The organism is Desulfobacula sp., from assembly GCF_021107415.1.
In genome coordinates, this window is record NZ_JAIOSW010000197.1 from 1 (window position 1) to 12791 (window position 12791).

Sequence of the window (12791 nt, forward strand, 5' to 3'; positions counted from 1 at the left end):
CATGGCAATTCGTTGAGCGACATTAAAAATTTCAGGAATATCATGACTCACAATTACAGCAGTAAATCCAAATTTTTCCTGATACTCCTGAATCATTGAGTGTACAATTTTCTTTCTTATCGGGTCAAGGCCGGTTGTCGGTTCATCAAACAGGACAATCTTCGGATCAGTCACAAGCGCCCTGGCAAGGGCAACCCTTTTTCGCATACCACCGGAAAGCTGTGCAGGAAATTTTTCCTGGATACCGGTTAAACTCAATTGTTGCATTCGCTTAAAAACTTTTTCGTTTACCTGATCTTTAGAAAAATCTGAATTTTCAACTAAGGGTAATGCAATATTATCGTATATGTTCATAAAATCAAACAATGCATTATCCTGAAACATATAGCTCAATTGCTTTTGAAAAGATCTCCTGACTTTCTTTGGCAGTTGATGAAACGGTTTCCCCTGAACAAGGATTTGCCCTGAATCCGGCTGAATAAGGTCGATAATATGCTTTAACAATACGGATTTACCCGTACCGCTTTTTCCAATGACAGCAATAATCTCGCCTTTGTAAATTGACAAATTAAGACCTTTTAAAACATGATAGGTTCCAAAACTTTTCGTAACATCAACAAATTGTATGAAAGGGACAGCCATGCTTTAAACCAAAAAAAATGTGATGATATAATCAGAAATAAAGACAAAGATACAGGATTGAACAACTGCATTTGTCGTCGACAAACTAACACCTCTAGCACCAAAACCACTGGTCAGATGAGTATAATACCCACGAGAACAGCATATCGTGGTGGAAAGAACAGCAAAGGCAGCGGCTTTATAAAACCCTCCGGTAATGTCCTGCATTTGAACACTTCTAATAACAGTGTCCATGTAAACATATGGATTGATGTCAAGCATGATTGATGCGGAAACAAATCCGCCAAAAATGCCAACAACATTAAAGAGTGCTGTCAGCAATGGAAAACTGATAACAGCAGCAATAAGCCTTGGTGTAAATATAAATCTGACAGGATTTATATGCATGGTTTTAAGGGCATCAATTTGTTCGGATATTCTCATGACACCGATTTCAGCTGCCATGGCAGACCCTGCCCTTGCCGTGATCATAATCGCTGTAAAAACAGGGCCTAGTTCTCGTATCAAGGTCAAAGCGACTGCAGACCCCAGCGCCGCTTCTGAGCCGAATTCGATCAAAGAATAGTATCCCTGAAGCCCTAAAACCATTCCCGTAAAAAGTCCGGTTAAAACAATAACAAAAATAGATTTGGCTCCAATAAACCAGGTGTGATCAACAATTTTAGTGAATTGAAATGGCGGGACAAAAAGATTCACCACCCCTCTTAAGAAAAAAAGAATGATTCGCCCAAGGGATTCCAGCAATTTTAAGATTATTTTGCCAAGTTTTTCAATGGATTCAATTAACATATTGTCTCTATATAGCTTCTATATTGAAAAAATTCAAGATTCTAATAATTTTAGGTTTTTATCGTTTTACAACAACCGCGGATATTACGTGAATTAGAGATTGACACGTATATAAAAAAAAGATACGTATAAGGGCAACAGGCGATAAAAAGTTATAACATTATAACAGGATAGACACATGGCTCAGAAAATCACATTAAGCATTCCCGATTTGCTTCATGAAAAGTTAAAAGAATGGCGGACTTCTTTCAATTTTTCAAAAATGTTTCAAGATGCGCTAACAGAAGCTATTCAGAGAAAAGAGGAGTTTCAGAAACGGTTTTCAGAAGATTTTGATATGTCTGAAATTATCAAACGACTCAAACAGGAAAAACTTATCTGGGAAAAAAAATATTTCAAACTGGGTAAAGCAGAAGGTCTTCGATGGGCAAAAACCATACATTATGAAGATCTTTTATACGTATTGCAGTTTAATGATACGTATAAATTAATTTCTGATCCTAAAATGAATGAATACTTTGAGCAGATCTACCAGACAACTGATCTTGCAAAGTATTCAAACTCCAGTGCGGTTGATCATGAACAAATGTTTATAGATGGTTGGTTTAAAGGGGTTTTGGAATTCTGGAATCAGGTAAAGGAAAAAATATAATCATGCAATCTTCATCTAATATTCTCGGTATTGATGTCGGCTCTGTCTCTATTCATATTGTGGTGCTAAGTGATGAAGGCAATATTATTCATACAGACACTTGTTATCATCATGGAGAAGTCAAACAATGTCTTTGTCAATTAATTAAAAATATTGATATAAACACCATAGGATACGTTTCAGTTACTGATGCTACGCCTTCTTTTATCAGGACAAACCAGTCTTATGATGCGCAATTGACGATCATACGGGCCGCCAAATATTATCATAAAACATTTAATGCAATTTTACACATCGGCGGTGAAAAATTTTCATTGAGCCGTTTTGATGGGGATCACAATTATATCGGTGCTAAACACAATACATCCTGTGCTGCCGGTACAGGAAGTTTTCTTGATCAACAGGCCCGAAGATTAAACCTTTTGGGAGGCTCCCGCGAACTGAGCCAAAAAGCCCTTTCAAATTCAAAAAAAATCCCTGATATTGCCACCCGTTGTGCAGTTTTTGCCAAAACAGACCTTATCCATGCCCAGCAGGAAGGGTATGGCATTGAACAAATCTGCGATGGTCTTTGTAGTGGACTTGCAAAAAATATTTCCAACACTCTTTTTCAATATAAACAGGTGGGTAAAAAAATTATTTTTTGCGGTGGTGTCTCTCAAAATCTATCGGTTAAAAATCATCTTGAAAAAATCACCGGCTATCAATTTATCATTGATTCAAAATCAATATTCTATGATGCAACAGGAGCAGCGCTCTGCCTGTTTGATGACATTGTCAATAAGAAAAAAATTATAAAAAAAAGTTTTACATCAGTAAAAGATTTTTTTATATCATCAAAAAAAGAGGACATTCTGTCCTATCCTGAGTTAAAACTTAAGCTTTCGAAATATCCTGACTTTAAATGCTTTTCCTCCCATGTTGCCGAAGATGTTGAAGTCGATATTTATCAAAACCCCGCCTTAATCGAGACAAAACAAGGATATTTAGGCCTGGATGTAGGATCGACAAGTACCAAAAGTATCCTTGTGAATCAAGAAGGAATACCCATTGCCGGGTTTTATACAAAAACTGCATCACGGCCTGTGATGGCTGTTCAAAAAGTTTTCAAAGCCTGTGATCAATTTTTTAAAGCATATGATGTTCAAATCAAAATTAAAGGGTGTGGTACGACAGGATCCGGTCGAAGAATCAGCGGCAAAATCATAGGTGCGGATATCGAACCCGATGAAATTACTGCCCATGCAACAGCAGCAGTCAGTTTAAACAAAAACGTGGATACAATTATTGAAATCGGAGGACAGGATGCCAAATTTACATTACTCAAAGACGGTATTGTCACCTCCTCAGTTATGAATACCGTATGTGCTGCGGGAACCGGAAGTTTTATAGAAGAACAGGCCTTAAAACTTGACTGCCCTTTATCTGAGTATTCTGAACGAACAGAAGGTGTCAGTTCTCCTGTGGCCAGCGACAGATGTACTGTTTTTATGGAGCGGGATATTAATTATTATTTTGCTCAAGGGTTTAAGAAAAATGAAATTCTTGCCTCGGTTTTACACTCTGTAAGAGATAACTACCTGACAAAAGTGGCCACTATCGGTAAAATAGGGAATTGTATTCTTTTCCAAGGGGCAACAGCCAGAAACAAGGCCCTTGTTGCGGCATTTGAGCAAAAATTAAATAAGCCCATTCATGTATCAAAATATTGCCATCTGACCGGTGCACTGGGTGTTGCCTTATTGTTGAAAGAAAAACAAATCAAGACATCCGATTTTAGAGGATTTGACTTATGGAAACAAGAGATTCCAATCCGTCAGGAAACCTGTGAATTATGCACAAACCACTGCAAACTGACCATTGCAGATATCGGGGGTCAAACCCTTGCATATGGTTTTTTGTGCGGCAGGGATTATCAGACAAAAAAAATGGTTCCAAATGAAAATACCTATAACCTGTTAAAAATCAGAAAACAAGCTGTTCAAAAATCTGAAAAACCCATCATTAAACATAATTTTACCATTGGTATTCCTCACGCACTTCATCTTTTTGAAGACTATGATTTCTGGACCCACTTTTTTTCCCGGCTGGGAATTAAAACAAAAACAAGTTTAAACCTGAAGAATCCGGTGAAATTAGGAAAAGGTATTGCAAACGCAGAATTTTGTGCCCCTGTTATGGCCTTGCATGGGCATATTAAGTACCTGATGGATAAAGTGGATTATGTATTTCTGCCCTTTTATTTTGAAGAAAATCTTAAGAAAAAAGACAGGCGCAGACAGCATTGCTACTATACCCAATTTACGCCTTCAATCATATCCTGTCTTTCGGATATTGATAAAAACAAGTTGATATCACCGATTATAAAATATCTTTATACAAATTTTCATACCAAACTGGAATTATATAAGTCTTTAAAAAAAATATCTTCCAATTTTATGTTTTCATTTTTTGATATCTCAGCCGCATATGACAGTGCAGTTAAATTTAAAGAAAATTGTCAGTTAAATTATAAAGCCTTATATCAACAATATAAATCCAAAGATTCAGACATCAATGTTGTCCTTTTGGGCAGGCCCTACACCGTTTTGACCCAGACAATGAATAACAATATCCCACAGCTTTTTGAAAATCTTGGCATAAAAACCTTTTTTCAGGATATGCTGGATTTTGAAACATGTAATTTTTCAGAAATTGACCCTTTGTTAAAAGAAATTCATTGGAAATATGTGGCACAAATTCTTAAAGCTGCGTATATTGCCGCCAACAGTGACCATCTTTACCCTGTCTATATCAGTTCCTTTAAATGTGCTCCGGATTCATTCGGTATTGACTATTTCAAACAGATAATGGAAAGCTATAATAAACCCTATCTTGTATTGGAACTTGATGAACATGATTCCAGTGTGGGTTATGAAACAAGGGTTGAAGCAGCCGTACGTGCCTTTACAAATCATAACCATTCAAGCTCAAAAGGCAAAAAAGGTGATATTTCTCATCTTCATCCCAAATTTTTATCAAAGATAGGCAGCAAAACCATTATTTTTCCAAACTGGGATTCATATACAGGCAGTCTGATTGTTTCAATATTAAAAAATGAAGGATTTCATACTCTTTTAATGGAAGAAACCCCTGAAACTTTGAAAAAAAGTATTCTGACAAATACGGGGCAATGCATTCCTTTAAATGCCGTGGCAGCAGGGTTTATTCATACCGTTGAAAAAAATAACCTTGATCCGGCAAATTGTGTACTATGGCTAAATTATTCGGAAATTGCCTGCAATATCAAGATGTATCCCTACCATATAAAAAAAATACTTGAAAAAAACGGATGTGGCTTTGAAAAAGCTGAGATTTACAAAGGTGAACTTTCTTTATTTGATATTTCTTTTCTAACATCAACCAATGCATATTTTGCTTATATGTTTGGCGGATTATTAAGAAGCATTGGGTGCAAAATCAGACCCTATGAAATTAATAAAGGCCAGACAGATATAGTGCTTCAAAAAGCATTGAATCTTCTGTGCAATTGTTTTGAAAAAGGGGAGTCCAAGGAAGAAGCATTAAAAAAAATAAGTGAGTTATTTTTAAAAATTGATACCCGAATGGAATCACGGCCTAAAGTTGGGATTTTTGGAGACCTTTATGCCAGAGACAATGATATTATAAATCAGGATTTGGTTCATTTTATTGAAGACAATGGTGGTGAAGTCATTACAACACCCTATTACAAATATATGAAAATTATTGCCACCTCTTATTTTAAGAAATGGTTTAAGGAAGGAAAATATTTAAGTTTGATTTCATATGGGGCGCTTCTCGTAGCCATGCAGGCCATGGAAAAGAAATATTATAAATATTTTGAACCTTTTTTGAGTAAATCAGCATTTGAAGTAAAAGACTCATATGAAAATCTTCTTTCCGAATACGGTATCCTTCAGGAACATACCGGTGAGTCCATGGACAATATCTTAAAAATCCACCATATCATCAATGAATACCCTGATTTAAAGCTGCTGGTTCAAACCAATCCGGCTTTTTGTTGTCCCGGACTTGTTACAGAAGCAATGGCTCAAAAACTTGAAGCAAAAATTAATGTGCCCATTGTCAGTATTACCTATGATGTTTCAGGTGGTAATAAGAATAAAGTGATTATCCCGTTTCTCAAGGATTCTGGCAGAAAGCATTATTCCCACAATTTGAAAGTTTCAGTCTGACGTTCACCCGGGAGATAGGGTTTGATATCAGGATATTTTTCTAAAAAAGAATTTTGGAAATCAATCCGTTTGACATTAAATCTGTTGTGACTATTAACATCTCTGCGATATCTCAAATAGTATTCATCATAATTTCTAAAGTGCTCTTTGCTTTTAAGTTCTGTAATATTATAAAAATTGACATAGGTATATTTCAATAAGTCTTCAAAACTATCCAGATATTTTTGAAGGCTTTTATAATGTTGGGTAACATTTCTGTTATGATAGAATTGTTGAATATTAAACACCCAGTCAAGATCTTTTCTATCGAAAAAACTCTTATAATCTGAAGTATATTTCACAAGTTGTTGGATTGCTCTCTGATTTTCAGTCATGATATCTCTAAGGTGACCGATGAATTCAATTGTTTTTTTGATTTCATGAATCCTGGATTCTACCTTACTTAGATTTTCCAGCTTTATCAATGCGTGATCAAGTCTTGTGGTACTTTGCTTTAATTCTTCGGAAAGACGGATCATTTGTTGTGTTACAGGAGGCAAATGTGAATGTTTATTTTTTTCCATATAATTTGAATAAAGAAAAAATTCACCTATGGCAACTGCTGAAAAGGTGCTTAAAAAAATCATAAAAAGGATAACCCCGGACTCTTTTCGGGATTTAAAAATAAACCAGGGTGTTGTAACAGGGGCAAACAGGACCATGATGGCCCACCATCGAGGTTGGTTTTTATTATAAGATTCATAGAGTATCAATGAAGCAAGAATTGTAACATAGACAAAGTATATATAGTACAATATTATCTACCTTTATGGGTTCTTATGTTATGATTTTTACCATCACTTGATATAAAAATCGCTCCATCCTCATCAGTTCGAAAAATGCTGATCCCCATTTTATTATATCTTTTTAAAACTTTAGTATGAGGAAAACCATATCTGTTGTGCCAGCCACAGGATATTATTACACTCTTGGGCTGTACTTTATCAAGGAAAAATTTAGTACTGGATGTAGAACTTCCATGATGAGGTGACAACAGTATATCCGAATGGAGATCAGGATTATTTAAACTGCTTAAATTTTTTTCCCGAAGACTTAAGATATCTCCTGGAAAAAGCATTGAAAAATCATTGTATATCACCTTGAAAACAAGAGAATTATTATTAAAATCATATGAAAAACTATTTTTCAATGAATCATAGAATAAAAGCCTTGTTGTACCAAAATCCAACAGGTTCCCGTCACTTAGAGGATTTAATATCCTTATATCACGATCCTCGCAGGCTTTGATCAGTGCTGTATAATTTCTTGAATTTCTCATATCTGCATTTTTAATCAAGGTATGAACATTAAAATTTTGTAAAATAAAAATAAGACCATTTAAGTGATCAGACTCAGGATGGCTTAAAATAACAGTGTCCAACGAACGTATCCTTTTTTGCCATAAAAAAGGCGCAATAATAAATCTTCCGGTATCAAATGAGGAACTATCTGAAAAACCGCCGCCATCCACTAAAATGCGTTTGCCTTCAGGTGTTTGAATAAGGGCACTGTTGCCCTGCCCCACATCAATTATTGTGATACTTAAATTTGGTTTTAATGTTTTATCCAACCTGGTATTTGAAAAATTAAACAGGATCAATAAGACACTTAAGAAGAGTAAAAATACGGGTGTTTTCCTTATCCCTTTCAAAATAAAAAAAATTGCAATGAAAACCAGATAAATCGCAGCTATTTCACTCCACTGCAATGTTATGGTCCTTGACCATGAATAGGGAATGGAAACCAGAAACTCGGACAATGTGATTAAAACAGAAATAAGTTTGGTACACACATTGATAATAAAAGTTGCAAATAAAGGAAAGTATGGAAAGCAAACCAGTGAGATCAGGCCTGCCGGCAGCACAATAAATCCCAGGACAGGAATAGCAATCAAATTTGATATGAGCGCAATTGTAGATACAATATTAAAATAATGTGCTGTCAGCGGCAAGGTTCCCAGACCTGCAAAAAATGTTACAGACATCATCATCAATACTTTTGAAAATAAATTTTTTTTAGCAATAAATGAACCTTTTTTAAATAAATTTTGTGATAAATTTTGCACCCAATTTTGCATTTGGGAAACACCATAAATAATAAAAATAACAGCAATAAATGATAATTGAAATGATATGGAAAAAAGTGCAGCCGGATCTATTATTAATATAAGAATTCCCGCGATGGAAAGACTTGAAAGAATATCTTTTTCTTTTTCAGAAACAAAGGAAATCAACAGAACAATTATCATTATGAGTGCTCGTTGTGTGGAGGGTGAAAACCCGGAAAAAACAGCATAGAACACTAACGGAACAATGGTTAATATGCCGGCAATTTTCTTGGATCTTGCTGCAATTAATAAGGCGGGCATGAACGATAAGAACCAATAGAAAAGATAAAAAAATAAAAGGCTGACAATAGAAAGATGAAGTCCTGAAATGGCTAAAAGGTGACTAATTCCGGCTTTGGAAAACAAATCGCGCATGTCGGGAGAAATGACTTGTTTTTTTCCTGTAATCAACGAGGCCATTATCTTGCCGGCCGTTGAGTGTTTAGTATGATTCAATATAAAATGATAATAATCTGTCCTGACTTTCTCTATTTTTCGGATCTGTCCTGAAATAAATCCAATTTGATCCGGATCTGTCAGGATCTTAATTTTTCTTGCATCTGAGTAGGCTGTACCATATATTTGTCTGAGCTTTAAAAAACTTTTATAATCAAATGCACCGGGGTTCATAAAATTTCGAACGGATCGAATCGATGATTTAAACATGATAATATCACCGAATTGTGGAACTACTTTTGGAAATCTGTATAAATTCAGATTAATCCTGCCTGTAACCTTTTCTTTTTTACCGTCTTTTGTCTCTATGGTGTGACATAAAAGAATCAGCTTAAACTTTTTTTCATAGTGTTTTGTAAATGAAACAATGCTGCCGGTAATTTTGAATTTTTCGGAATCCAGATAATTGGAAATATGATGGGACGGCAGATCAGGGAATAACTTGACTTGAATGGAAAGATAGCCAAAGTTGAAAACCAACCCGAGAATGAAAATAAGAACTATTTTTTTATTAAGATAAAAGGTCAGGCAGACCAGAACAAACAAGGCCAAAAAAGCCCAAAAAGCAAGTGTTTTATAATCAGAGGAAAGGTTTCCCGCTAAAATCCCTGCCATCATCGAAAAAAAAATGAATAAAGATGCCGGGTTTAAAGGCTTGAAAAATGTTTTCACACTATCTCACCTTAAATCTTTAAGGTTTAAATACGTTCTATATCTGCTCCAAGCAATGATAATTTTTTTTCAATGGCTTCATATCCCCTGTCCATATGATATACCCTTGAAATAATGGTTGTTCCCTGGGCAATAAGACCTGCAATAACAAGGGAGGCACTGGCCCTTAAATCGGAAGCCATAACCGGTGCGGCTTGAAGTTTTTTAACACCCCTGACCATTGCAAGATTACCATTTGAAATTGAAATATCCGCTCCCATTCGAAGCAATTCATTTGCATGAATAAACCGATTCTCGAAAATGGATTCATGAATCATGCTGGTTCCATTTGAAATTGTCATCAAGGTCATAAACTGAGCCTGCATATCAGTTGGAAAGCCCGGGTATGGAAGTGTTTTAATATCTACACTTTGAATCGACTTGTTCCCGACAACCCTGATGCTGTCTGTGAACATTTCAATTGTTGTACCGGTAGCTTTCAGCTTATTAATGACACCACCAATATGATCGGGTTCGCACCCTTTTAGGAGAATATCCCCCTGGGTTGCAGCGGCTGCAACCATAAAGGTGCCTGTTTCAATTCTGTCAGGAATAATGTTGATATCAATGGGGGATAATTCTTTGACGCCTTCAATGGTCATAATGGCGGTTCCCGCCCCAAAAATTTTTGCACCCATTTTGTTTAAGGCCTCTGCAAGGGCAAGAACCTCCGGCTCTCTTGCTGCATTTCTCAATATGCTGGTCCCTTTTGCCAGGGTTGCAGCCATCATTAAATTTTCAGTACCGGTGACGGTCTGAGTATCAAAATAAATCTCATTGCCAATCAGTCTATCTGCTTTTGCTTCAATATATCCATGTTCGATACTGATACTTGCACCCAGTGCTTCAAGTCCTGAAAGATGCATATTTACAGGTCTTGCCCCGATTGCACACCCACCAGGTAAAGATACCTTGGCATGACCGAACCTTGCAACCAGGGGACATAGTACAAGAATGGAAGCCCTCATTTTTCGGACCAGATCATATTCCGCTTCAATTTTGTTAATAGTGGAACCATCAACTTCAAGAACTCCTTTTGAAACCTTACAGGTTGCACCTAAGTCCTCTAAAAGGAGTCTGATACTGGTGATATCCATCAAATCCGGAACATTGGTAAAACATGTTTTACCATTGACCAGAATACTTGAAGCGATTAAAGGAAGTGCTGCATTTTTTGCTCCACTGATGTTCACTTCACCGTGAAGCTGCTTACCACCGGTAATTTTAATTTTATCCATAACCTGAAGATCACCCGTAATATAATGCTAACTTTGCTATGATTTAAAAAAAGGGCTTTGGTTAAAAAGCCAAAACCCCTTAATTATTAAATGGTACCTGGGACGAGAATTGAACTCGTACAGGCAATTTGCCCGAGGGATTTTAAGTCCCTTGCGTCTACCAGTTCCGCCACCCAGGCATGATTCTTGGCATTTTTATATCATTTTTCGCTATTTTGCAAGCTTATAATTTGCAAGCTTGAAATCAGAAGATTGTCACTTTGAAAGATTTCTGATAAAAAGGGATACATGAAATCAATTAACACTGAAAAATTAATATTAGCATCCAAATCACCCAGGAGAAAAGAACTTCTTGACCAGATCGGGATAGAAATAGAAATTTCTCCTTCAAATATCAATGAAGCGTCTGTTTCAATCAAAAATCCTGAAGCACATGTTCAAGAACTCTCATTTTTAAAAGCAAAAAATACATCCCTTTTATATCCTGAATCTTGGATTTTGGGGGCAGATACAATCGTTGTTGTTCAGGAACAAATCCTTGGCAAGCCTCAATCAAAAACAGATGCCATTGCCATGCTAAACAAATTAAATAATTGTGAACATAGTGTTTATACGGCCTTTTGTGTGATGAATCACAAAAAAAATTCCAAGGTTGTAAAATCTATTGAAACAAAAGTATACTTTAAGTATTTAACTAATCAGGAAATACTATGGTATGTCGGGACAGGTGAACCGTTTGACAAGGCAGGAGCTTATGGTATACAGGGAATTGGTGCATTTCTTGTTAAACAGATTTCAGGCTCATATTCCAATGTTGTAGGATTACCTGTTTGTGAAGTTGTTGAAACACTTATGAGTTTAAATATCATCCAATTTAAGGACTAAAACTATTATGCTGACTATTAAAGAGAACTTCGATGAAATCAACAAACAAATTATGGATACAGCCATGTCCTGTGGCCGAAAGCCTGATACCATACAACTGATCGCTGTCAGTAAAAGGAAAAGTGTGGAAACAATCATGGAGGGCATTAAAGCAGGTGCGAAACATTTTGGAGAAAATTACATTCAAGAGGCAATAGAAAAAATCGATATAATTGGGAAAGAGACTGCCTGTTGGCATTTTATCGGCCATCTTCAATCCAATAAGGCTAAATTTGCAGTTAAATATTTTGATTATATTCATACAGTCGATACATTAAAACTTGCAAAAGCAATAGATAAACAGTCAAAAAAAATTGACAAAATTCAGAAAATACTTGTCCAGGTAAATATTGGAGAAGAAGAAACAAAATCAGGAACCAATACAGAAGATACCATTCAATTGGCAGAACAAATCAGCTCGTTTAAAAATCTATCCTTACAAGGATTAATGTGCATGCCTCCTTACTTTTCAGACCCTGAAAAAGCCAGGACCTATTTTGAACAATTGGGCCTGATTAAAGAAAAAATCATAGCACGAAAACTGGACAATATATCAATGGAACACCTGTCCATGGGAATGAGCAATGATTTTAAAGTCGCCATAGAAGAAGGTTCTACAATGGTAAGGGTGGGCACATCAATATTCGGGAGAAGAGATTGAAACTTTTACTTCATACCTGCTGTGCGCCCTGCTCCATTTATCCTCTCAAAATTTTAGGACAGATGGACATGGATGTAATGGCTTTTTTTTACCGGCATAATATTCACCCTTTTTCCGAGTGTCAAAAAAGAGAAGAGACATTAAAACACTATTCTCAATCCATTGACTTAAAGGTAATTTATCAGAAGGATTACAAAATCGAAGAATTCCTTCAATCTGTTGTTTTCAGGGAACAGGACCGATGCAGGTACTGCTACTATGACAGACTAAAAGCAACCGCGCTTGTGGCCAAAAAAGGAAAATTTCAAGCGTTTACCACCACCCTTTTATACAGCAAATTCCAGAATCATGATTT

At 36.0% G+C, this 12791-nt stretch carries 10 protein-coding genes and 1 tRNA gene; 5 read left to right on the forward strand and 6 right to left on the reverse strand.

The features are described from left to right. Together K8S13_RS10535 and K8S13_RS10540 are read right to left on the reverse strand one after the other, a co-directional pair. The coding region (locus tag K8S13_RS10535) for an ABC transporter ATP-binding protein (RefSeq protein ID WP_291462403.1) at positions 1-642 on the reverse strand (642 nt) is incomplete at its 3' end. Positions 643-645: 3 nt separating this feature from the next. Beyond that, on the reverse strand, positions 646-1431 hold the full coding sequence (locus K8S13_RS10540) for an ABC transporter permease (protein WP_291462404.1): 786 nt from the start codon (positions 1429-1431) through the stop codon (positions 646-648). Between the two features lie 178 nt (positions 1432-1609). Here K8S13_RS10540 and K8S13_RS10545 point away from each other — a divergent pair, with 178 nt between their 5' ends. Then, positions 1610-2083 (forward strand): hypothetical protein, encoded by a 474-nt coding sequence (locus K8S13_RS10545; protein ID WP_291462405.1) that lies wholly within the window; start codon positions 1610-1612, stop codon positions 2081-2083. Positions 2084-2085: 2 nt separating this feature from the next. Then, positions 2086-6300 (forward strand): acyl-CoA dehydratase activase, encoded by a 4215-nt coding sequence (locus K8S13_RS10550; RefSeq protein ID WP_291462406.1) that lies wholly within the window; start codon positions 2086-2088, stop codon positions 6298-6300. Here K8S13_RS10550 and K8S13_RS10555 read toward each other — a convergent pair. The 4 genes from K8S13_RS10555 to K8S13_RS10570 form a co-directional block, all read right to left on the reverse strand. Then, on the reverse strand, positions 6270-7094 hold the full coding sequence (locus tag K8S13_RS10555) for a hypothetical protein (protein ID WP_291462407.1): 825 nt from the start codon (positions 7092-7094) through the stop codon (positions 6270-6272). The genes K8S13_RS10550 and K8S13_RS10555 overlap by 31 nt on opposite strands. Positions 7095-7096: 2 nt before the next feature. After that, positions 7097-9574: a DNA internalization-related competence protein ComEC/Rec2 gene (locus K8S13_RS10560; RefSeq protein WP_291462408.1), complete on the reverse strand. Its 2478-nt coding sequence runs from the start codon at positions 9572-9574 to the stop codon at positions 7097-7099. Between the two features lie 26 nt (positions 9575-9600). Beyond that, positions 9601-10851, reverse strand: a complete 1251-nt coding sequence (gene murA, locus K8S13_RS10565; RefSeq protein ID WP_291462409.1) for a UDP-N-acetylglucosamine 1-carboxyvinyltransferase — start codon at positions 10849-10851, stop codon at positions 9601-9603. A 91-nt stretch (positions 10852-10942) separates the two neighbouring features. Then, positions 10943-11030: transfer RNA gene (locus K8S13_RS10570), tRNA-Leu, on the reverse strand. Positions 11031-11139: 109 nt separating this feature from the next. Between K8S13_RS10570 and K8S13_RS10575 the strand changes: the two genes are divergently transcribed. The 3 genes from K8S13_RS10575 to K8S13_RS10585 form a co-directional block, all read left to right on the forward strand. After that, entirely contained in the window at positions 11140-11736 is a 597-nt protein-coding gene (locus K8S13_RS10575; protein WP_291462410.1) for a nucleoside triphosphate pyrophosphatase, read from the forward strand. Between the two features lie 7 nt (positions 11737-11743). Beyond that, complete coding sequence (locus K8S13_RS10580; protein ID WP_291462411.1) at positions 11744-12436, forward strand: YggS family pyridoxal phosphate-dependent enzyme; 693 nt, start codon at positions 11744-11746, stop codon at positions 12434-12436. Next, positions 12433-12791: epoxyqueuosine reductase QueH (locus tag K8S13_RS10585; protein ID WP_291462412.1), on the forward strand; the 359-nt coding region annotated here is incomplete at its 3' end. The genes K8S13_RS10580 and K8S13_RS10585, both read left to right, overlap by 4 nt.

What these genes read in the sequence shown, in the direction of transcription:
- K8S13_RS10540 (WP_291462404.1), bottom strand. Translation starts at nt 1,431, where the DNA reads ATGTTAATTGAATCCATTGAAAAACTTGGCAAAATAATCTTAAAATTG.
- K8S13_RS10545 (WP_291462405.1), top strand. Translation starts at nt 1,610, where the DNA reads ATGGCTCAGAAAATCACATTAAGCATTCCCGATTTGCTTCATGAAAAG.
- K8S13_RS10575 (WP_291462410.1), top strand. Translation starts at nt 11,140, where the DNA reads ATGAAATCAATTAACACTGAAAAATTAATATTAGCATCCAAATCACCC.
- murA (WP_291462409.1), bottom strand. Translation starts at nt 10,851, where the DNA reads ATGGATAAAATTAAAATTACCGGTGGTAAGCAGCTTCACGGTGAAGTG.
- K8S13_RS10550 (WP_291462406.1), top strand. Translation starts at nt 2,086, where the DNA reads ATGCAATCTTCATCTAATATTCTCGGTATTGATGTCGGCTCTGTCTCT.
- K8S13_RS10580 (WP_291462411.1), top strand. Translation starts at nt 11,744, where the DNA reads ATGCTGACTATTAAAGAGAACTTCGATGAAATCAACAAACAAATTATG.